Here is a 22,058-nt window from a genome sequence, read left to right as displayed (position 1 = left end):
GAAGTCAAGTAGCAAGAACTTCCTGGATAATAGTGCAGCGACAAAAAAATCCCATGCCGGATGCATGGAACCTTTTTTAACTTAAATATAATTAAAGTTTGTTCTCCACCGGATGAACTGGCGCTTCCTCTATACTGTCGCCAGCAGACTTTTTTGACCAGTAAGTCGCGAGAATTGGTCCGGATATGTTGTGCCATGCAGCAGCCAGTACGCTTGGAAGTGCTGCCAGAGGGCCGAAATGTGCAGTAGCAAGCGCAACACCTAACCCTGAGTTCTGCATGCCTACTTCAATCGAAATCGCTCTTCTATTCACTTCATCAAGTCCAAGCGCTTTTGCTGCTAAGTAACCGAACAGCAGCCCAAATCCGTTGTGAAGCATTACGGCAGTGAAAATAAGGAACCCGGATGAAGCAATACTAGCTGCATTGCCTGAGACTACTGCGCTTACAATCGTAATGATAGCTGCTACCGAAATAAGCGGTAAAACGGTTAAGCTTTTTTCAACTATTACAGGGAAAAACCGCTTAATGGCCAAACCTAAAACAATCGGAAGAAGGATGACTTGGATAATGGACTTAAACATATCAAAAAAATCAACCGGCATCCATTGGCCTGCCAGCAAAAGCAGAAGCAGCGGCGTCATGATTGGAGCCAGTAAAGTTGAAACCGAAGTCATAGCTATCGACAAAGGTACATTGCCTTTTGCCAGATATACCATAACGTTAGAGGCTGTTCCGCCTGGTACACAGCCGAGCAAAACCAGTCCTGCAGCTAATTCTGCAGGCAAATTCATGAGTTTCGCAATAAGGAATGCCACAGTTGGCATGATGATAAACTGGGCGCAAACTCCAATTATCACGGGCAGTGGTTTAGTAATGATGATTTTAAAATCAACGGCCTTCAAAGTAAGCCCCATACCAAACATGACAACGCCAAGCAATATTGTAATATATCCTCCCAATCCTAAAAATGGCTCTGGAAAAATAAAGGCAATGACGGATATCAAGATAACCCAGACAGCAAAATATTTGCCGGCTAATGCACTGAATGCTTCTAATACTTTCATTTCATCACACTCTTTCTTGCATAAATATTTTACTAGGATTTAATAAATTATCTGGATCAAGGGCATCTTTAATTTTTTCCATCACAAACAGAGAGTTCCCATGTTCTTTTTTCTGATATTTTTGTTTACCGACCCCAACTCCATGTTCTCCAGTGCATGTTCCCTTACGCTCAAGGGCATAAAGGACAATTTGTTCATTTAGCTGTTCAGCTCTTTTAATTTCTTCTTGATTTTTATTATCGATCATTAAGAGCACGTGATAGTTCCCATCGCCTACATGGCCGACGATCCCACCGGTAAGGCCCAGTAAATCAACAGCTTCCCTTGCATGATGAATTGCACCAGATAGCTCTGAAATCGGAAGGCAGACATCAGTCACCATCAGTTTTTTTCCAGGATTGCCATGAATATAAGCATATGCAAGATTATGGCGAGCTTCCCATAGGCGGTTCCTGGCAGCATTATCTGTCTCAAATTCAATATCGAGACAATTATGTTCTGCTACTATTTCTTTAGTGAACTCTACATCTTGCTTCAACCCTGCGTCATTACCATGAAACTCCAAGAATAGTGTAGGCGCTTCGTTATAGCTTGTCTCACTATAGAGGTTAACCTGCTTCATGGATGGTTCATCGACAAGCTCCACCCTTGCTATTGGAACACCTGACTGCAAAATGGATACGACTGCTTCTACCGCATTGTTCAATGCCGGAAATGATGCTCTTGCCGCCATAACGTGCTCAGGAATTCCGTAAACTCTCAACGTCAATTCAGTAAAGCAGCCAAGCGTTCCCTCAGACCCGACAAAAAGACCGTTTAGATGGTAGCCTGATGACGATTTAGCGGCCAAATTGCCAGTATGAATAATGGAACCATCTGCAAGAACCACTTCAAGATCGCGGACTTGGTCACGCATCACACCATATTTAACTGATGTCGTTCCACTGGCATTTGTTGCGGCCATTCCGCCAAGAGTTGCATCAGCTCCCGGATCCACTGAAAAAAATAAACCGTATTTTTTCAATTCTTTGTTCAGTTGCGAACGCGTTACGCCAGGCTGAACCTTTACGAGAAAATCGTTTTCACGCACTTCAAGGATTTTATTCATTAGTGAAAAATCAATGGTTATGCCATGGTTGTACGGTATGACATGCCCCTCGAGGCTTGATCCCAAACCAAAAGGAACCATAGGGATTTTGAACATATTTGCTAATTTCACAATTTCACTAACTTGCTGTGTTGTTTCTGGAAATACAACAATATCAGGAAGACTTACAGCATGATATGACTCATCTCTTCCGTGTAATTCTCTCACAGTCTTGTTTTCTGTTACTTGATTTTCCGAAAGAACTTCCTTTAAAGCGTTGATCAAATTTACACTAGCCGCTTCCGTTCTATTCTCCTTCTTTCTGCTATAGCATTCGTTTTTGTCATATCAAAAACTTTGCTCGCACCTATTCCCAGACTTAGTTTCTTCTTCAATTCTTCAACTGTATTATCGAGAGATGTTTTCCCCCTCCTTAATAGCTTAAAATGATATCGCTTCCATTTTATCGAATAATTGGTCTAACCAATTTTAATTATACTAAATTTTTTGACTTTTTCAACAATTATCCATTTTATACTTTTCTCCATAAATAAATGTTTATTTCTCAATATTTATAGTTGATTTTCCATCATTAAAAAACCAAAATGGCCTTCAATAACCATGTAACCATAATTTGACTGAATCTAGACAATTATATTTAACAATATTGGTTTAACCAATTTAAATTTTCTACATTTATTTATTTTGATTTTAATATTGCGGCTTATCCCCTTGCTTCACAAATGAATGCTTGTTAGAATGATTTCACTAATAGTCGTACCAACATGTTTTTTTAGGGTTGTTATGAAAGGATGTGAAGGAAGCAATGGATTCAATACCAGTTAAATCCCCAAAAGTGTATGAAATTATCTTCAATCAAATTAAGGAATCTTTTATTAGCGGTGAATTGAAACCTGGAGATAAATTACCCCCTGAACGGGAGTTGTCCAATCGTTTTAAAGTGAGTCGAACATCAATCAGAGAGGCCCTTCGAGTATTGGAGATTAACGGAGTCATTGAGGTCAGACCAGGTGATGGGACATTTATCAGACAATCTGAAGTTCAGTCACTGATCGAACAGCTAACCAACTCAATCATCAAGGCTGAGGACAACATGGTCTATGAAATGCTTGAAGTCCGACGAGTAATCGAAACGGAGTGTGCTTTTCTCGCTGCGCAGAGAGCAAACTCTTTTGATTTACAAAATATCCTTAAAGCTCTAGAAGAAATGGCACGTTCGGAACATGATGAAGAATTAGGCTTGCGAGCAGATCTATTGTTTCACAATAGTATTGCACAAGCCACAAACAATTCCATATTTGCTGGATTGGTCCATACCCTTAGTGATCAAATGAAAAATACGATTCGTGCCACCAGACGGCATCGTTTCAAAGAACCAGGTCATTTCCAAGAAACGCTTCAAGAACATAAAGAAATCTACTATTCTATCGCATTAAAGGACGCGGAAAGAGCCAAGCGACTAATGAATGCCCATATCATTCGCATTAGAGAACAGATGGCTGCGGCTACACTAGAAAGCATTGGAGATGACGCCAAAATTGCTTCTTATCAAAATGAATAAGACCATCACCCATCGCAATACTGAAGGTGATAAATAAGCGTCCGCTCGCAATATAACTTACGAGAACATGAAGGCATACCTGATTTTTTTAGGTGACCAATTAAATTTGACATTAAAAAGCGCCTTTCTAAGAGGGCGCTAAGCTGGTTTAATAAAGTTTAAAAATTGATCCCCTATTTAAGTTTATCCTTTTGACATAGTGAAGGAATCAACGTTACATTCTTTTAGAGCATGATCAATCAATGAAAGCTGATCATTAATCATTGATAAGTAGGAAATATGATAGTCATTAATTTGTTCCTTTAACTCCAACAGCAGCGTTTTGTTCCTAAGTACAAGGTAAATCTCTTCTGGATGTAACATATCACTTCTCCTTTTTTGTTAAGATATTACCTTTTACCCAAATTATTACAATCATTAACGTATAAGTGGATGTTTTGCACCACATTTAACTAGGGATATTTAGAGGGAGTTGGACAATACGTTTTTTATAATAAACCATGCAACTTACTTTTATAAGGGGGTTGCTCAGTAACAGTTCCTCCTTTTAGTAAAGATCCGTTAGTTGAAGTAGCACAACGATAAGTAAATAGAATATTTATTAAAAAAAGGATGTCGTATATTAGTCTTTAACGTCGAATATGCCCCCTTCTTACTTTGTTGTGTTAGACTTAATATATAAAACCATATTTTCTTGGGTTTAATTGACTTTTCTTAGTCATAAGGAAAGGAGTGTAAGAAATGGAGAAAATCAGCGTTTTTCTGGATGACTATCGGAAAGCACCCGATGGCTATGTGTTAGTCGAGACTATAGACGAATGTATAGAGCTATTGCAAAACTTTGATATTGAACATCTCTCTTTGGACCATGATTTATTAAATAAAACCAGGAATGGTTTTATGCTTGTTCAAAAGATGGTCAAAGAAAAACTATTTGCCAATCGCATTACTATTCACTCTGCCAATTCAGTTGGCGGTAAAGCGATGTACAACTGTTTAAAGCAAGCACAACAGAATTTAACTATGCCCCCTGCCATTATTGTATCCTTACGACCATTGCCCCTCAAATTCTTCCCGTCAAAGGTTCTGCAACATTATATAGATATACGATAAACTCTTCTCAATCTCAACGTTTCATAATTATTTTATTAAATCTGTTAGTAGGGGTAGAAAAGCTTTCCAAAAAACAATATCTTAGAAGGAATGCCAAGTCCTCCCTAATAAAATAAAACCTTTAATGGCAGCAACTTTATTTTATAAGTTGTTGCTATTTATCATGATGGAGTTAACTCTAATAGATAGATTACTAGTCTATGCATACAACAAGTTTCCTGCAGTTTACGCTCATCGTCGCAAACATTTTTTATGTATTTGGGAAAGGGAAAAACATTCGCATTTACCCTCTCCCCTCGCTTGATATAATCACAACAAGGGATTCGTTATAATCCGTTCCAACACTAATATTACTTTAGAGCTGGTGAGGTTTTTCACGGTTTGTGACTAGTTTTTTTCATTTCGGATTATACGGACAGACTGCTCTGCCATATACTCCGCTCCTCTGGAAACATTATATACGACTGCGTATTCAGCACCTAAATATTGCAGAATATTTTGGACCTCCTGAAATGGGTTCTTTTTTCCGCAAGTATAAATATCAATGGCAGCATAATTCTTTTCTGGCCATGTATGAATGGACATATGTGAAGTGGATAGTATTAGCGTTCCTGTAACACCATATGGTTCAAATTTATGAAAGCTGCGATTCAAGACAATCATTTCCAACCGCTCTGCTGTAAGATCCAATTGTTTTTCTAGTTCCTTTGCGTCATCAAGAATACTAGATTTACAGTTAAACGCATCAATAATGACATGGAATCCTTTAGTTTCCAATGTTTGTTCCCCCTTCTCTATCAATCCATGGGCCAATATCACTTAAATCCATAAGTGTGGCCCACTCCATTACTATTTAATAATTACAGTTTATGCATGTATGAGTGATTGCGGTTGGACAACCTTTTTAAAAATCCGCAAATTATGATTAATTAAGTCATTCATTTACTTACGGGAGTATGTATAACATTTGGAGATATCTTTAAATTTATTCAAAAATATCGCCAACATAATAAATAGAAGTTGGCGATTTCCTATAATAGATTTCAATAATCCATTTCCTGCTGATAAAAGCGATGAAGTGTGAGTTGATCGAGTGTATTTACTTTTGCATATCTACGCCCATAAAGGTGATAATCCTTAAATTGAAACAATGAAGATAAATCTTTTGGAAGAGTTCCATAGGGGACATTAATTGATAGTTTATCCATGCGTTTCGTCCTGAATTTCTTTGCAGCTATATGAAAGCCCCAGTCACCAAAAGATGGAACGATTGTGTGGTAACTCATGACATCGAAACCGACACTCCTGATTGTCCTTCCTATACTCCAATAAACGAGCGGGGCATCATCCGGTGAATTGGATTGACAGACGAGTACGCCATCATCTGCAAGGAAACTGTATAGACGGCTAAAAAGCTCTTTTGTATATAATTTGCATAGAATTTCATTTGCTGGGTCCGGGAAATCTACAATGATCACATTATATTTACGAGTATTTGAAGAAACGTATTTCTGGGCGTCCTGGATATGAACTTTTACACGTCTATCAAGGAATGATCCCTCGTTAAGCTCTACAATCTTGCGAACACTCTTTGCTACTTTAATGATTTCCGAATCGATATCGACAAGATCAACACGCTTTACATCACTGTACTTGAGGACTTCTCGAAGGGCTAGTCCATCTCCTCCCCCTAAAATTAAGACGCGTGTCCGTTTTTTAGTCAGTGTCATCGCAGGATGAACCAGTGCCTCATGATAGATGCGTTCATCTAATGAAGAGAACTGCAGTTGTTCATTGAGATACATTCTTATATCTTTAGCTTCCACTACATTGATATCCTGATATTTGCTAATCCCTTCATGAAGGACTTTATGCTTGAGTGCCTTAATTTCCCTGAGACCAATTTGGTCCCAGATATCACCGCCGTCTAACGTTCGGCTTTCGTCTTGCATCCCATTCTTACTATTCATTTTTGATCTCCTCTTTATCTTTGATGTAATGTCTCCGTTAAGGCTAGTATATGAAGGCCCTTGCTAGAACGTTTGCACGATTGTCCCATTAATTTTATTGGGACATAGTTACTGTCCATGAATCTTAATATAATGACTCACTTGGGATATCAGTAGTACAAATAGAAGCAATCCTAAATAAAAAAAGATCACTCCCTGATCAGAATCTAACAGGGAGTGATCTCTTTCGGTCCAAAAGCTATTTAAATTAAGCACCTTCTGTAACCATTGATTTAAATCATGATTTCACTTCATTAAAAAAATTGCGGCAGGTCTTCTTTATGCGCTTCGAGCATTTCATCCAGTATTTTTTTTGCGATGGTGTCTGATGGTACTAAAGGATTTATGGTCATCGCCACTAAAGCTTTATGATAATCTCCGGTGACAGCCGCTTCAGCAGCCATCCTTTCAAAAGATTTAATTTGCTGGACCAATCCCCGGACTGCTACAGGCAGGTCGCCAATGGCGATTGGTCTTGGTCCTTCTTTGGTGATCACACAGTTCATTTCAATGGCTGATTCATTTGGAATACTCGCTATCGCCCCGTTATTGCGTGTATTGACTGGCTGAATATCCCGCTTATCATTGTAAATCGAATTGATGAGACTGCAGGCCGCTTTGCTGTAATACGCTCCACCGCGCTTTTCTAGTTGAGCCGGTTTAACATTCAGTTCAGGATCTCTATACAATTCAAATAGGTCCTTTTCCAGTTGTTGAACGACCTCAGCCTGCGTCCCATTTATTGCTGAAGATTCCTTTTCTTCGATAACGTCATTTGAATAGCCAATGTTGCGTAATACTCGTAAAATACAAAAAAAGCAATTCACATGAAGTGTAATTGTTTTTTTAAGAAGTGTATATTTTCGAGCTTCGTCCACTCACATGGTGGATTATTGGTTTTTTTCGCCTATTATTAATTAACAACTGACATTACTTGTTTTTTACGATTGATAAAATCGTAATGGTGCTAATTATGCAGAGCGTGCCAAGCCACTCGGCTAAACCGAATGTTACATTCAGCCAGAAAACGGATATTAAGGTTGCGGATAATGGTTCAACCGAAGCAAGTAAACTTACCTCAGAAGCCGAGATGAATTTGGTACTTTCCAAATAAAAATAAAAAGCAATGATCGTACCAAAAATGATGATGAATAAAACCGCTGAAAATGAAGGTAACGTCCAATTGCCTTCAAATGCCCATGGAGGATGGATGATGCTAAAGCATATGCCTCCAATCAACATGCCCCATCCCACAACAATCATCGCTCCCCATCTTGAAAGGAGTTTATAAGGCTGCAATGTATAGAACGCCAATGCAAAGGCTGATGTTACTCCCCAAAATACTGCCCACCCGGAAATGGATAGTGTACGAATGCTTCCTCCCGTCACAAGCAAAAAGGTGCCTAAAATCGCTATGATCACAGCTACACTCACAGTAATGCTTGGAAAACGTTTGGAGCGAATGGCTAAATAACAAGTGATCAGGGCCGGTGCCAAGTATTGAAGGACAGTGGCAGTGGCTGCATTGCCATGTTCAATTGCTGCAAAATATGTGTATTGAACAGCGAGCATACCAAGAATGGCAAAAAGGATAATTTGAAGCGCATCTTTTTTGGTTTTCCAAATCTCAAAAACTTTCAGTCTTTCATTTTTATAAGCGACACCCAGTAAGATGATTCCAGAAAGCAACAAGCGTATAACAGTGAGCCACTCAGGACTGAAACCTTGCTGTTGAAACAGATATTGAGCTGCCGTCCCTGACACTCCCCATAACGCAGCGCCAGTCAGTACAAGTGCAATCCCTTTGTTTCTTGAAGGTGATATAGCAACTAAAGTATCATTACTCATTTTTTTCTACCCCGCTTTTTACACGTTCCGTATGGACTTGAATTCTTAAATAACTTTCTTTCCAATTCTTTTCTATCACCTTAAGCACCATAGTGAGATTTCCATTCCTTAATGCCTGTATGATCTGATCATGCTCATCTGCGGAAAGATGAACATCACTTACCTGATTGAAATAAAACAGTTCCATTCGTATAAGTTTTTGTTTGAGTCCCGATAGAATCCGCTTCAACTCATCATTTGTAGAAAGATTGATGTAAATGGAATGAAAGTCATTATCTTTCTGGACGGCCACCATTTGATTTCCTTCGTCGATTGCTTTTTTCACTTCATGATTGATGGCTTCCATTTCTATTAAGTGTTTTTCTTCAATGAAATCAAAAGCCTGTTCCATAGCCAGCTTTTCCAGTGTCCAAACAATGGAGTATATGTCTAATACCCCATCGAATCGAATAGGGGAAACAATTGTTGAACGGCTCGGCTTGGTCTCGACAAATCCCTCATCCTCAAGCCTTAATAGTGCTTCTCTTATTGGGGTTCTGCTTACTCCCAATTGCTCGGCTAATTCTTTATCCCGTAATTGCTGGCCTGGCGTTAGGATTCCCTGGACAATCCAATCCCGCAAGATCATGTATGCTTCTTCACGTACAGAAGTACGTTTTATTTTTTGAGATGAATTTGAATGCTTCAACGGCTATACCTCCTTAAAATACAGATATATAATATGCAATATATCACATATTGCATGCCGTAGAAATAGAGATTGTAAAATTTTAATCAGTGGAAAATGATGACGGTGAATCTCACCTCTTTTGTAAAATGGCTGCGAAACACTACTTGCAAGACAAGAACCAATTATCGTAAAAAGGATTAAATGGAAAAGGTGTTTAATAACTCTATATTTTTCTAAACCAGGCTACTCCTTTAATTCAACAAGAATAACCACACTTCTGAATTCATCCTTTAGCTTACTCATGAAAATCCTGTCAGTGTTCTAAAATAGGTAATGCCATAAATATAAATATATTTGAAAGGAGTGAGATGAAATGGAAGCAAGTACTTTTTTAGGCCTGTTTTGGGGATGGATGACGGTTATCGTATCGGGAATACTTTTCACTCGTCCATCAGTACTACGTGAACTGAAAAGATTAGTGGTCGAGGACAGAGGATTTGGAATTATATATGGCTTTCTATCAATTTTCCTAGGGTTAGGCACAGTTATCCTGCATAATGTATGGGCAATCAACTGGCAGGGATTCATCACAATCATTGCATGGCTTGCACTATTAAAGGGAATTTACGTAATTGCATATCCTGAACCATCCAAGAAAACCGACTTTGAAGTACGGATACTATCTACGCGTATAGCACTTGCTATCGTTGGTGCTTTGGCTTTATGGATGCTTGTAGTAATCTATATGAAATAATCTGTAATTCGAAATAACGACAAACAAGCCTCCGGCAGCGAAATTAAAAGGAATTATTCATTCATCTCCCCGCCATCCGAATTGCTCAGTAATCCAGGAAAATACCCGTCTAAGTTGTCGACTGGGCCTTGAACCATTTGAAGGACAACGGTGAGAAAATACTACCTATTGCAACTCGTGAAATGCTGAGAGTCGCTCGGGGGATTAATTTTGTTTCATGGATATATCTGCATGTTTTTACTTGTGAAAACTTATTTCAAGAATAGATAAAAAAATCATAGCAAATACCAAAGAAAAACGGAGTTAGTGGAACTTCTCACCTGCAATTTAACCTTCTGATTGAATGACTAAATCTTAATGGGATCTTATCTCCAATTCCATTCAAATGTTGGTTATTTTCTAAAAAAATGTCTTGAAAATGTCTTGGTGCTGACCGCACTCATTACATGAATATTCTATTTCCAATGCATCTTCAGTTACAGTATGAACTGTCTCTTTTTTACAAGTTTCACAAAATCTCTTTTCGGATATTTCTTTCATTTATCATTCACACTCCGTTTTATCATCATTTTTTGTAGCCTTGTTAATATTATTTTGCGAATATCCAACAGAAAAAATACCTTTTTCCTGAAGGACCTCAAAAAGAAGGTAAGGAACTCAGAGAAAAAGGTACTCAAATTGTTAATTTAACCTTGGATTCCAATACATCAAAGCTGCATGAAACGGATATTCGTATTCGAAAGCTCCCTCTTTTTCCACCACATATTTATTTAGGATCGTTTTTACTTCATCATAGGAAAAATGCTCATCAAGAATTTTTGTTGTATTATCTCGGATCACTTCTTCATAGGTGGAATAGAATTTTTTACTTTTCAATTTAACGATCTTACAGTCCGCCAGTATTCCAAGTTGATACAAAACATTCAAGATGTGAATGTAATCCCGTTTTCTTAAATTGATTGTATATCCTCGTTCCTTCAATTCCATATAATGAGGTTTTTCAGGTCCGGTTGTCATACCTACTATCACTAAACGGGCTGCAGACTCATTCATTTTTAATAAGGTTTGACCGATTTCACTCATACGGTAATAACAATTAAAACCAAATACTACATCATATTTGACTTTCTTGGTCTCACTTTCCCACTTATCATGAATTAACTCCATGTTTTTGAAACCTTTTTCGTTCGCCTGGGATTCCAAAAAATTGATAATGCTTTCGGAACTATCTATACAAGTTAGTTTCTTGACTTCTTTTGCAATATCAAATGTATAATTGCCCCATCCAGGGCCGATTTCCAATACATGATCATCCTGTTTTAATAATGCCAATAACTCTTGCTGTACAATTTTGGCATAAGGGTCCGCTTTATGTTGTCTTTTCGCTGCAACCTTGGAAGCCCAAAAAGCTTCTTCTGCAGCATCATCTTTTAGCCTGTTAGGTATGTTTCCTGTATGATCTGCCATTGCCTGTTTCCAAAGTTCAATATAATCTATCATCTTTTCTCCCCTGAATTCGTATGTATTTATCGGTTTTCACAGTGGTTTGGAGTTGCATATTAGTTTGTTTCAAATTAAAGCAACAGCCAAATACTTCCTCTTTTAAATATATTAGCATACCATAGCTAAAACTTTGTTTTACACATGAGAAAAAGGAGCAAAAACATTGCTCCTGCATCAAAAATTGCTTATTATTCTCTAAACTTTTATCTTTTCGATAAAGCTGACCACGTATTTTCAAGCCATTTATCAAAGTCTGCTCCTTTTTCACCCTCATAGGTATCATATATATCCATTCTCATCTTCTGGAGTTTCTCTTTGAATTCAGTATATGTGTGATTTTCTGGTAAACTCTTCTTGATCCTGACTAAGATTTTGGTCAATCCTTTAACCAACTCGCCCTTTTTCCTTGCTGGCAATTGAACGTTTTCACCTAAACTTTTCAATTGACGGTAGGCGGCCTCTTGAACTTTATATACAGAATCATTACTCATGATATGTGTGAGAATGTCAATTACTTGTTTATTTTTTGACTGACCTAATTCTTCGATCGCATCTAAACGTTCTCTCCAATTAGATTTGCGATTGGCAGATTTTTTTAATTCCTCATAGTTGGCAGGTAACTCGATACCCTTTGTTTCATTGTTATTCAAATGAATCATTTCTCCTTCTGTCTTAGTAATCCGGATATCAAAAATGTTAATCCGATACTACAATAATCCCATTACCAGGAATGGTTTATTACATTCCTTATTATACCCTTTTCCATATTTTAATATAGTTAAATTTCTTAATCATCTGTTGTATCCTCAATCAGTCGGGTGCCGGGGGTGCGATGCTTTGCTTCTACAACTTACCTGTACCTATAGCTAAATAAGTCGCTTTTACAGTAAAAGGCATAAATCCTGTCTGGATTCATGCCCATATAGTTGACGATGAAGTATGCAGACAATACTAGCACAAATCTAGTCGACGTAATGTTTTTTATAATCTGGATGGATAGAAAATTTTTTACGTAAATTGGCTAGGTTTTCACCAAAACTTTCTTCTAATAGTTCTCTATGCTTCTCCATGATTTCCATCAGATACAAATCATGAATCATGACTTCTGTAATGGGCATCACTAAACCTACATGCATGGTCCATGCTGCACGGCTATCTTTGCCAAGCGAGACAATGCCTGCTACTACTTCTGAATCATCTCCACTGATAACAAGCCATCGTCCGCCATACTCTTCTGTAATTGCATAACCCATATAATGGAGGTAAACATTAGCAAAATCACAGTCGATTTCCCCATAAGCAATAATTGTTACATTGACCCCTTTATTTGCTGCCTTTCTCAGTTCATACTCTAATTCTTCGAATTCGTCTTCCCAAATCTCTAAGAGTATTCTTTTTTTAGCAGATAATATACAAGCTTTTACCTTATCGAGTATTTCATTGCGTCCCATGATATTCCATATATTTTCACGGTCATTTGCAGAACGTTCAAACTCCGCTAATGATTTTTCTGCCCGTTCAAAATTCTCTTCTGCTTTTATCCGACGGTTTTTTATTAGCTCCTTAGCAGGTACAGGCGTATATTGTGGTGTGTTTCCAGGACTAACCAGAATATCTCCTCTTATTGCAAGACTGTCCAGAATTTCATATATTCTTGAACGTGGTACACCGGAGTTTTTTGCTACAGCATAGCCTGTTAATGGCGATTCTTCCAATAAGGTAAGATATGCTTTCGCTTCATATTCGGTAAAATTTAGATTTTTTAATGTTTCTAAAATGTTTTCTTTCATAATCCCTCCAACACAACCTTAGTCGCTACCTTTGTAACTAATATTTTAACAAAATCTGTTGACGTTTTCCATTTTCATCTAATATACTTACATAAGTAGTTACTTGAGTAGCAACTAATAAAGAGTAAGGGAGAAATAGTATGGATAGCTTACTTACATACATATCAATTGTTGCAATGATGGTTATTATACCAGGAGCAGATACTATGCTCTTAGTGAAAAACACGCTTAGCCATGGTACAAAAGCGGGACGGTATACGGTTCTCGGAATGGCAACGGGACTTTCTTTTTGGACGCTTATTGCAATTCTTGGACTATCTGTTGTGATTGCAAAGTCTGTGATTCTTTTCAGTGCAATCAAATATCTGGGAGCCGCCTACTTAATTTATTTAGGGATAAAAAGTTTTTTTGCTAAAAGCGTCTTTTCTTTAAAAGAAATTCAAGCACAAGCAAATACACCAGCAAAGCATTCAAATCGGCATAATAAAGATTCCTTTATGCAAGCATTACTTAATAATATTCTTAATCCAAAGACCGTTTTAGTTTATATTACAATCATGCCGCAATTTATCAATTTGAATGGAAATGTAAACCAGCAATTGATTATATTAGCCTTCATCTTAACCTTACTCGCTGTATTGTGGTTTCTATTTCTTGTTTATCTAATTGATTATGCAAAAAAATGGATGAACAACTCCAAATTCCAGAAAGCATTCCAAAAATCAACAGGCTTAATATTAATAGGTTTTGGCATAAAAACAGGAATTTAATTTCATTTACCAACGCATCTTATTTGATTTTATCCGTTCAGAAAATTGAACGGTTTTTTTTATATGTATGTAGCGTCCAGCTAACATACTGTAAACAAACCTGCACCGATAGTTTTAAAGAAAAAGCTGCCTTAGAATCTTCCATCCGTATATATGGCACTGCATTATTGATCTGCAAAGATTTTTTTCGCCTTACATCATCAATGGAGAATAATCAAGTTTCTAACATAAAAACGTCAGTATTTTCCCATAAGAGAAGAAAATACTGACGAGTAATGTCCCTACTATGAAGTTTAAGTATCCTTTCAATCCAAGCCGCAAGCCTTGGCAAGTATTTCAACAAGATGCATACTTTTCATTTGTTTCGCCGCTGCCTCCCTCTGGATGCCAATGCTCATTTGCATTTGGCATCCAGGGTTAACCGTCACTACGGTTGTTGCTTTCGTTTCTTTTAAGTTCTTCATTTTCTCATCAAGAATCTTCATGGATTCTTCAAAGTGGAGAAGATTGTAAATTCCCCCAGATGCACAGCAGCGGTCAAACCCTTCCATTTCCACATAGGAAACTCCTGGTATGGATTGCAATAATAAACGAGGCTCCTTTTGGACCTTTTGAACATTGCGTAAATGACATGAATCTTGATAAGATACGATGCCTTGCCATTCTTCAGTATAGGGAAGAGGTCCCAATTGATGAAGTATTTGACTGATATCTTTTGATTTTTCCGAGAAAGCCCTTGCCGCCCCAGCCCATTCGTGATCATCTGCCAATAGATGTCCATATTCAAAAAGCGAAGCGCCGCAGCCCCCTGCGTTATTTACAATGACATCAGCATCTGTTTGCATGAAGGCCTGGATATTCCTCTTTGCCAATGCTTTCGCTTGTTTTGTTTCACCTTGATGGGAATGCAGGGCACCACAGCAATTCTGATTTTCAGGGAGAATGACCTCACATCCTACTAAGGTGAGCAACTCAATGGTAAGACGGTTTATTCGTGACATCATGGAATCCATGATACACCCAGTAAAAAATGCCACCTTTAATTTCGTTTCCCCTTTTGCCGGCATTATCGTACCTGTCCGGATTCGTTTGGAGGATGGCTCGATGGCTGGAAGTGCTTGTTCTAAATGTGCAAGGGCAGGGGAAACCTTTTGCAGTACATTTGTTGAACGGATAAGCTTGGATAAGCCTGTTTTTTGATAGAGATGTACTGCACTTCCAATCCTGTTCATTCGTTTTGGGTATGGAAAAAGATGAACCAATGCCATTTTTTTGATCTTGGTCACTTTATTTTTTTGGTTTGCTGATGGGGAGTTTTCAACGGCTTCTTTTGCCGCTTCCAGTATATGTCCGTATGGCACACCGACAGGACATGCTGTTTCACAAGCACGACAGCCTAAGCATAGGTCGATCGGTTCAGCTAAATCTTTTTGGAAATCTATTTTCCCTTCGGCTGCCATTTTCACTAGATTGATTCGACCGCGTGGAGAGGCGGATTCTACACCCATTGATTCATATGTAGGACATGCTGGTAAACAGTAACCGCATTTTACGCATTGGTTTGTCCAATCATAGGCATCAGAATATAAATTTTGGAGCGCTGCATTTGTCTCGTTCGCTTTGACAGGTAGATTCATGTAACCAACACGACCCTTGTCTGGCCTTTATCAGGAAAAATCTTACCTTGATTCAGGATATCATTGGGATCCCATGCTTCTTTTATTTTTTTCATCATATTCACCCCTGCTATTCCTAATTCCATTTCCATATATGGTGCCTTTAAAGTACCGATTCCATGTTCCCCGGAAAGCGTTCCGCCTAGTTCAATTGCTGCTTCAAAAATTTCACTGACGGCAAGCTCCACTTTTTTCATTTCCGTAATATTTCGTTTATCGGTAATGATGTTAGGATGTAAATTGCCATCTCCTGCATGACCGAATACAACCAAGTTCAACCCGTATTTCTCCCGGATATTGTTTAATCTCTCCATCATCGCCGGTATTTGACTGCGTGGAACGGTCGCGTCTTCAGAAATTTTTGTAGGACCCATTTGTGTAATGGCCGGGGAGACCAATTTTCGCGCACTCCAAATCGTTTGTCGTTCTTCTTCTGTCTCCGCTATCTTGACGTAGGAAGCCCCCTTCGCCCTGCATATATCGGCGCATTTATTGATTTCTTCCTCAATTGCCAATGGGTGACCATCTATTTCTATGATCAAAATGGCTTCTGCCTGAAGAGGCAACCCTGATGGCCGATAGCTTTCTACAGCACGGATGCAAGCATTATCCATCAATTCCAGGGCAGATGGTAGAATTCCTGACGATAAAATGCTGGTAATGGCATGGCCAGAGTCTATCAAATTACTGAAGTGGGCGACAAATGTTTGTTTGGATTGTGGTTTTGGTATTAAGCGGATGATTGCTTCTGTAACGATACCCAGAGTACCTTCAGATCCGACGATCAATCGGGTCAAATCATACCCTGTTACATTTTTCACGGTCTTTCCGCCTGTACGAATGATTTCTCCCGTCGGGGTGACCACCTCCAGGCCTATCACATATTCTTTTGTCGTTCCGTATTTCAATCCCTTTGGCCCGCTGGAGTTTTCCAAAAGATTCCCGCCTATAGTGGCAACATTGGAGCTGCTTGGATCCGGCGGATAGAACAAGCCGGCTTCTTCAGCCTTTTTATGGATATTTGCCGTAATCACACCCGGAGAGACAATGGCAAGCATATTTTCCCTATCAATGATCAATTTATCCCGTAAAAGGGTCATATCAAGAACCATCCCCCCTTTAACAGGTAAAGGGCCGCCACTTAGCGAAGTTCCAGATCCTCTAGGGTAAACAGGTATTTTGTGAGTATTAGCCAATTTAATCACTTCACTGATTTCCTCCGCATTTTTTGGCTGTATAACGATTTCAGGTAAATATTCCCCAAAAGAAGCGTCATAGCTATAACAATACCTTTCTGCCAAATCAAGGAACATTCTGTCACCTGGAATTACCTGACTAAGATCGTCCAAGGCTTCTTTCTCCATGCTTCTCACTTCCTTTCTTATTAATAGTAAATTGGAAAAGAACTATTTGTATGTAATATAATGGAATTTTATGATTCTGCTAGATATAATGATGAAGAAAAAGGAGGTTTTTTTTTGAAAATCGCATTGATTCACGCAACCACAACTGCACTAAAACCAATTGAAGTGGCCTTTCGAACAGTTGCTCCGAACATTAAACTCCTTCATTTCATGGACACGGGTCTTCTCCCCTTGATGGAAAAGAGCGGCAAGTTAACTCCGGAAATCATCCGCCGCTTTTCTTCATTAGTGGATATGGCCTATGGTTCTGACGTTTCATGCGTCCTACTTACTTGCTCTGCTTTTAATGACATCACTGCAATTTTACAACCTTTATATCCTGTAAAGTTATTTCGTTCAGATGAGGCCATGCTTGATGAAGCACTTCGCTACACTAGCATCGGCCTGGTTTCAACCGTAAAAGAAACGCCGATCGCCCTTCAAAATTACTTATTAAATAAGAATCCGGACTGTACGATCGAGTCATTGGTGGATCCCGGAATCATCCATTTATTATCACAAGGAAAAAGTAAGGAACATGACGATCGGGTTAAAAAGATGGTGGAACAATTGGATGGAAAGACAGAAGTGATTTTGCTTTCACAATATAGTATGGAACATATTGCAAAGCAGGTTAATCCTTCTGTCCCTGTCCTAACGGCGCCGCTATTGGCTGCCAAAAGGTGTTTGGAACATTTGAATGGAACGTACAGTTGAGTTTTCTTCGAAAAAAATCAGAGCTTAGCAAGCATGATCGTTTGTTACATCTTATATATCGTTTTTAACCGTTTGTATGATGGGAACCTCCAAAAACTTTCCCGACACCTTGGATTTTTTCAAGTATTACGATTAGAAGGACTGATATGAAAATAACCACGCTTGACACGGATGCAACGATTGGATTGTAGGCATCCTGCATTTGCGAGAAAATCTCGATCGGCAGCGTTCTCATTTCCGGTGATACCATAAAGAGAGAGACCGTTACATTATCAAATGATGTCAAGAATGCGAATAATCCCCCTGAGATGGCCGCGGATCCAATTAACGGCAGAGTCACTTTCATGAATACTGTTAGTGGATTCGCTCCTAGAATGGCAGCGGCCCGTTCGAGATTATAATCAAATCCACTTAAACCGGTTAAGACGAGCCGCATAACATATGGTATGCAAATGACGATATGGGCAATTAAAAATCCTGTAGACGTACCGGCAAGCATCATTGGTGTAAAGTACATTAAAAGTGCAATCCCTAAGACTAATTGCGGCACACTTAATGGTGAAGTTAAAAGGGCCGTAATATACGATTTTCCCGGTATATCATACTTTGCGATGCCAAGGGCACCCAAAGTTCCGAATATGACGGAGAAAAGAGCAGCTAATGCTGCGAACCTAGCGCTGTTCAAAAAGGCTTCCAAAAATTCAGGACGCTCCAAGATCTTGGCATACCATTGAAGTGAGAAGCCTTCAGCCGGAAAACTTGGATAATTGGCACTTGTAAAAGAAGCGGGAATAACGACAATGAGCGGTATCAAGATATAGATAATGGCCAACACGGCAACGGCAATCCGCAGGCCGCCAAACGTTTTCATCATCGGAATACCTCCTTGAATTTCCCTTTTTCAAACGCTCTGGTAAAGACGGCTACTGATATGACAGTGGTTGCTAATAGAATATAAGAAAGTGCAGATCCGAAAGTCCAGTGCAGCAGGTTATTTATTTGATCATAGATGACAACAGGCATCACGGGCACATTGGCTCCCCCCATCAGTGCAGGGGTTACATAGGCACTCATTGACAAACTGAATACGAGAATGCAGCCAGAGACGATACCCGGGATACTTAGCGGCAATGTAATGGAAAAGAACCTTCTGAATGGGCTTGCCCCAAGTATGGCTCCTGCCTTATCGAGAGAAGGATCGATATTATAAAGACTCGCAACGATGGATAAGATCATGAAAGGAAGATATGCATTGGAAAGCCCGATCACAACTCCGATTTCCGAAAACAATAGTTTCAATGGTGCATCTATTATGCCAAGGGCCATCAAGGTTTGATTAATCGTTCCGTTAGGCAATAGCAGGAGGTACCAGCCAAAATTACGGACAACTATACTCACCAAAAGCGGTGACACGATCAAGAGAGTGATATACCCTCTGATCCGCGCTGAACTTTTGGCCATCGTCAAGGCTACCGGATATCCAAGAAATAAAGCAACCAAGACCGAATATAAACTGATCTTCACTGTCAGCCATAAAGAAGATAAGTAATAGCTATCGGAAAATAATTGTGTATAGTTTTTTAGGCTATAAACTGCCTCCGCTCCTCCCAGATTATCTGTGGATATGAAGCTTAAATATAAAATGTATAACATCGGTATGACAAAGAAACCAAATATGAAAAGGAGAATCGGCGTTAAAAGGAGTAATCCTGGCACCCAGACTTTCCTTTTCTTGATTTTAGGTTGCTTTTGCGGCTCAATAGGATTCGTTTCCTGTTCTATTTCTTGACTAGCATAACTTCTGATGGGCTCCATCCTATCAACACCTCACTTCCATTTTGCCATGATGAATCATAAGCGGTAGTCAAAACTTGAATTCTTTTCCCCTGTAATAGAACATTGATTTCCCAAGAGGTACCAAGATAGTTAATTTGGCTGATCTTAGCACGATGGAAGTCCAAAGGAGATGTAGATTTTTCATCAAGAGAAACAATTTGCAGTTTTTCTGGTCTAATATAAATCTTCACTTCATCACCGGTTTTCAAATCACTATCATTTCCCATGATGTTATTTGCATCGACATGAGTGATATCAGGCCCTATCTTGACTGAAACTTTCCGCTTATCCACAGCAGACACATTCCCTTCAAAACAATTCGATTTCCCGATGAATTGAAAGACGAATTCTGTCTTAGGATGATTGTAAATCTCAGTCGGTGTACTGATTTGTTCAATTTTGCCTGCATTCATGACCACGACCCGATCAGACATGGAAAGAGCTTCTTCTTGATCATGAGTCACAAAAATGGTCGTTACGCCAATTTCCTTTTGTAAGCGCTTTATCTCAGCCCTGAGTTCATGGCGCAGCTTTGCATCAAGGTTTGAAAGAGGTTCGTCAAGCAAAAGGAGCTCCGGTTCCACTACAAGTGCCCTGGAAATCGCAACACGCTGACGCTGACCTCCAGATAATTCCCTTGGATAACGATTTTCCAATCCTGACATTTTCACTAATTCAAGCGCTTTACTTATTTTCTTTTTTTGCTCAGCTTTACCGACCTTGCGCAGTTTCAAGCCAAAACTAAGATTTTCATAGACTGTCATATGAGGAAAAAGCGAATAAGTTTGAAAAACCATTCCTAAATCTCGCTTATAAGGCGGAACCTTCGTAACATTATTGCCCTTAATATGAACCTCGCCCCGATCTGCATCGAGGAAACCTGCAATGAGGTTCAAGGTTGTTGACTTTCCGCACCCGGAAGGCCCAAGAAGAGTGAGTAACTCTCCTTGTTTCACCTCCAGGTCAATGCCATTCAGGACAACATTCGCTCCAAATTGTTTAAACGCGCCTTTTATCTCTACATCATTTTTATTTGATCCAGACCCCTGAACTGCCTCCAGGTGCTGCCTATTAATTTCCACATCTTTTTTTAATACTTCCATGTGATCAACACGCTCCTTTTATTTGAGTTTTTTCCCTAATTCAGGAGTAATCTCTTTCGCCCATCTGTCTGACACCTCGGCACGGATCTCGGCAAACTTGGCGAAATCAGGTTTGAATGTTTTATCACTTGCTTTAAGGCCGATTGACTCTTCATATTTCTCTGGGATTTTCATGCCTTCTACCGTCGGATAAAATCCTTTTTCGGAAATTAATGCTTGAGCTTCTTCACTGATTACATAGTTGATGAATTCAAGGGCTTCTTTGCTATTAGGCGTATTCTTCACTAGACCAGCGCTGAAAGCTTGAAGCGGCACGCCTTCTTTAGGCACGGCCATCTTAATGGGAACACCTGAAACGGCTAGTTCACCTATGGAATAACTTCCCATGACCGTTACGTCAGCAGCCCCTTGTTGGATCGCTGGCATCATTTGCGTTGAGTTTTTATAAAATGTATTGGAATAGGCTGCAAGATCTTTTGCCTTTTCAAGACCTGGTTCCATGTCTTCCGTACTGCCGCCGTTTGAAATCGCCAAACCATTAAGGGTATTGAAACCCCAGTCATTCGTAATATCTGAAAATGCCGTTTTACCCTCGTACTCAGGTGAGACAAGATCATTCCATGATTCTATTGATTTTAACCCTTTCTTTTTAAAGGTTTCCGTATTATAAGCTGGTGCAATGACTAAACCGAATGCTGGCGCGGCCGCCTTTTCAACCGGAATGAAACGTGGATCCACCGATTTCATATTGGGAACATTAGACTCATCAATTGGTACGATCAGTTCCTTCTCCTTAGCGCGTATTACATCAACCGGTACAAAAAGGGCAACATCTATTTGAGGAGCGTTCTTCTGTAATTCCACTTTGGATAGGATTTCACCTGATAAACCGGAAATATAATTAACAGTGATTCCCGTTTCTTCTTTAAACTTTGGTGCAATCACATCTCGGATGGCACTTTCAATGACACCGCCATTACCGGCTATCGTTATTTTCTTCTCTCCTTTTTCCCCTGCACTCGTTTGTACGGATTCCCCCGGTTTTTGCGGAGTGGGATTACCACAACCCGCAAGAGCGATCAATACTATTATCGATAATAGACTCATCAGTTTTTTCATAGTCATTGCCTC

21 protein-coding genes and 1 pseudogene are annotated in these 22,058 nt (G+C 39.2%); 5 read left to right on the top strand and 17 right to left on the bottom strand.

Translation table 11 applies throughout. The features are described from left to right. Positions 1-91: 91 nt before the first annotated feature. Both ACIQZD_RS19605 and ACIQZD_RS19600 read right to left on the bottom strand, forming a co-directional pair. Entirely contained in the window at positions 92-1,066 is a 975-nt protein-coding gene (locus ACIQZD_RS19605; RefSeq protein WP_402905589.1) for a bile acid:sodium symporter family protein, read from the bottom strand. 4 nt (positions 1,067-1,070) lie between these two features. Further along, positions 1,071-2,438: an FAD-binding oxidoreductase gene (locus ACIQZD_RS19600; protein WP_402905587.1), complete on the bottom strand. Its 1,368-nt coding sequence runs from the start codon at positions 2,436-2,438 to the stop codon at positions 1,071-1,073. 541 nt (positions 2,439-2,979) lie between these two features. Between ACIQZD_RS19600 and ACIQZD_RS19595 the strand changes: the two genes are divergently transcribed. Beyond that, positions 2,980-3,735 carry a FadR/GntR family transcriptional regulator gene (locus tag ACIQZD_RS19595; RefSeq protein WP_402905585.1) on the top strand — a complete coding sequence of 252 codons (756 nt, stop codon included), beginning with the start codon at positions 2,980-2,982 and terminating at the stop codon, positions 3,733-3,735. Between the two features lie 183 nt (positions 3,736-3,918). On the opposite strand, the gene ACIQZD_RS19590 is transcribed toward ACIQZD_RS19595, so the two are convergent. Further along, a complete protein-coding gene (locus ACIQZD_RS19590; protein WP_402905583.1) occupies positions 3,919-4,098 on the bottom strand; it encodes a hypothetical protein in 180 nt (59 codons plus the stop codon). Between the two features lie 378 nt (positions 4,099-4,476). On the opposite strand from ACIQZD_RS19590, the gene ACIQZD_RS19585 reads away from it, so the two are divergent. Then, on the top strand, positions 4,477-4,848 hold the full coding sequence (locus tag ACIQZD_RS19585; protein ID WP_096339513.1) for a cyclic-phosphate processing receiver domain-containing protein: 372 nt from the start codon (positions 4,477-4,479) through the stop codon (positions 4,846-4,848). Positions 4,849-5,235: 387 nt separating this feature from the next. On the opposite strand, the gene speD is transcribed toward ACIQZD_RS19585, so the two are convergent. From speD to ACIQZD_RS19560, 5 genes and pseudogenes are all read right to left on the bottom strand, one after another. Then, the gene (speD, locus tag ACIQZD_RS19580) at positions 5,236-5,625 is read right to left on the bottom strand and encodes an adenosylmethionine decarboxylase (RefSeq protein ID WP_402905580.1); all 390 of its coding nucleotides are present in this window, start codon (positions 5,623-5,625) and stop codon (positions 5,236-5,238) included. A 266-nt stretch (positions 5,626-5,891) separates the two neighbouring features. Beyond that, positions 5,892-6,818, bottom strand: a complete 927-nt coding sequence (locus ACIQZD_RS19575) for a spermine/spermidine synthase domain-containing protein (protein ID WP_402905578.1) — start codon at positions 6,816-6,818, stop codon at positions 5,892-5,894. A 293-nt stretch (positions 6,819-7,111) separates the two neighbouring features. Next, positions 7,112-7,621, bottom strand: a pseudogene (locus tag ACIQZD_RS19570) (family 4 glycosyl hydrolase); the annotation flags it as partial. Between the two features lie 166 nt (positions 7,622-7,787). Beyond that, a complete protein-coding gene (locus ACIQZD_RS19565; protein WP_402905575.1) occupies positions 7,788-8,705 on the bottom strand; it encodes a DMT family transporter in 918 nt (305 codons plus the stop codon). After that, the gene (locus tag ACIQZD_RS19560) at positions 8,698-9,393 is read right to left on the bottom strand and encodes a GntR family transcriptional regulator (protein ID WP_402905573.1); all 696 of its coding nucleotides are present in this window, start codon (positions 9,391-9,393) and stop codon (positions 8,698-8,700) included. Before ACIQZD_RS19560 ends, ACIQZD_RS19565 begins: the two co-directional genes overlap by 8 nt. A 355-nt stretch (positions 9,394-9,748) precedes the next feature. Between ACIQZD_RS19560 and ACIQZD_RS19555 the strand changes: the two genes are divergently transcribed. Next, complete coding sequence (locus ACIQZD_RS19555; RefSeq protein WP_402905571.1) at positions 9,749-10,129, top strand: hypothetical protein; 381 nt, start codon at positions 9,749-9,751, stop codon at positions 10,127-10,129. 681 nt (positions 10,130-10,810) lie between these two features. Here the strand turns inward: ACIQZD_RS19555 and ACIQZD_RS19550 are convergent. The 3 genes from ACIQZD_RS19550 to ACIQZD_RS19540 all read right to left on the bottom strand — a co-directional run bounded on the left by ACIQZD_RS19550 (position 10,811) and on the right by ACIQZD_RS19540 (position 13,422). Then, complete coding sequence (locus ACIQZD_RS19550) at positions 10,811-11,629, bottom strand: methyltransferase domain-containing protein (protein ID WP_402905569.1); 819 nt, start codon at positions 11,627-11,629, stop codon at positions 10,811-10,813. Positions 11,630-11,835: 206 nt separating this feature from the next. Further along, positions 11,836-12,291, bottom strand: a complete 456-nt coding sequence (locus ACIQZD_RS19545) for a HEAT repeat domain-containing protein (protein ID WP_137016812.1) — start codon at positions 12,289-12,291, stop codon at positions 11,836-11,838. Between the two features lie 303 nt (positions 12,292-12,594). Next, positions 12,595-13,422: a TrmB family transcriptional regulator gene (locus tag ACIQZD_RS19540; RefSeq protein WP_402905567.1), complete on the bottom strand. Its 828-nt coding sequence runs from the start codon at positions 13,420-13,422 to the stop codon at positions 12,595-12,597. A 140-nt stretch (positions 13,423-13,562) separates the two neighbouring features. On the opposite strand from ACIQZD_RS19540, the gene ACIQZD_RS19535 reads away from it, so the two are divergent. Next, positions 13,563-14,192: a homoserine/threonine efflux transporter gene (locus ACIQZD_RS19535; RefSeq protein WP_101222177.1), complete on the top strand. Its 630-nt coding sequence runs from the start codon at positions 13,563-13,565 to the stop codon at positions 14,190-14,192. Between the two features lie 305 nt (positions 14,193-14,497). On the opposite strand, the gene ACIQZD_RS19530 is transcribed toward ACIQZD_RS19535, so the two are convergent. Together ACIQZD_RS19530 and ACIQZD_RS19525 are read right to left on the bottom strand one after the other, a co-directional pair. Further along, positions 14,498-15,829 (bottom strand): (Fe-S)-binding protein, encoded by a 1,332-nt coding sequence (locus tag ACIQZD_RS19530; RefSeq protein ID WP_402905565.1) that lies wholly within the window; start codon positions 15,827-15,829, stop codon positions 14,498-14,500. Beyond that, a complete protein-coding gene (locus ACIQZD_RS19525; RefSeq protein WP_402905563.1) occupies positions 15,826-17,232 on the bottom strand; it encodes an FAD-binding oxidoreductase in 1,407 nt (468 codons plus the stop codon). Before ACIQZD_RS19525 ends, ACIQZD_RS19530 begins: the two co-directional genes overlap by 4 nt. A gap of 114 nt (positions 17,233-17,346) precedes the next feature. Between ACIQZD_RS19525 and ACIQZD_RS19520 the strand changes: the two genes are divergently transcribed. Continuing rightward, positions 17,347-17,988, top strand: a complete 642-nt coding sequence (locus ACIQZD_RS19520; protein WP_402905561.1) for a hypothetical protein — start codon at positions 17,347-17,349, stop codon at positions 17,986-17,988. Positions 17,989-18,052: 64 nt separating this feature from the next. Here ACIQZD_RS19520 and ACIQZD_RS19515 read toward each other — a convergent pair whose 3' ends face one another. Genes ACIQZD_RS19515 through ACIQZD_RS19500 form a run of 4 tightly spaced genes read right to left on the bottom strand, consistent with a single transcriptional unit; the run spans position 18,053 to position 22,046 of the window. After that, a complete protein-coding gene (locus tag ACIQZD_RS19515) occupies positions 18,053-18,859 on the bottom strand; it encodes an ABC transporter permease (RefSeq protein WP_402905648.1) in 807 nt (268 codons plus the stop codon). Then, positions 18,859-19,803 carry an ABC transporter permease gene (locus ACIQZD_RS19510; protein ID WP_402905559.1) on the bottom strand — a complete coding sequence of 315 codons (945 nt, stop codon included), beginning with the start codon at positions 19,801-19,803 and terminating at the stop codon, positions 18,859-18,861. The genes ACIQZD_RS19515 and ACIQZD_RS19510 overlap by 1 nt, the downstream gene beginning before the upstream one ends. After that, on the bottom strand, positions 19,767-20,927 hold the full coding sequence (locus tag ACIQZD_RS19505) for an ABC transporter ATP-binding protein (RefSeq protein ID WP_402905557.1): 1,161 nt from the start codon (positions 20,925-20,927) through the stop codon (positions 19,767-19,769). Before ACIQZD_RS19505 ends, ACIQZD_RS19510 begins: the two co-directional genes overlap by 37 nt. Positions 20,928-20,945: 18 nt before the next feature. Further along, complete coding sequence (locus ACIQZD_RS19500) at positions 20,946-22,046, bottom strand: ABC transporter substrate-binding protein (RefSeq protein ID WP_402905555.1); 1,101 nt, start codon at positions 22,044-22,046, stop codon at positions 20,946-20,948. Positions 22,047-22,058 lie beyond the last annotated feature (12 nt).

The sequence above is a fragment of the Peribacillus sp. NPDC096447 genome (assembly GCF_044762725.1).
GTDB lineage: Bacteria > Bacillota > Bacilli > Bacillales > DSM-1321 > Peribacillus.
Note: the sequence above shows the minus strand (reverse complement) of the source record. Positions and strands in the feature narration are given on the sequence as shown.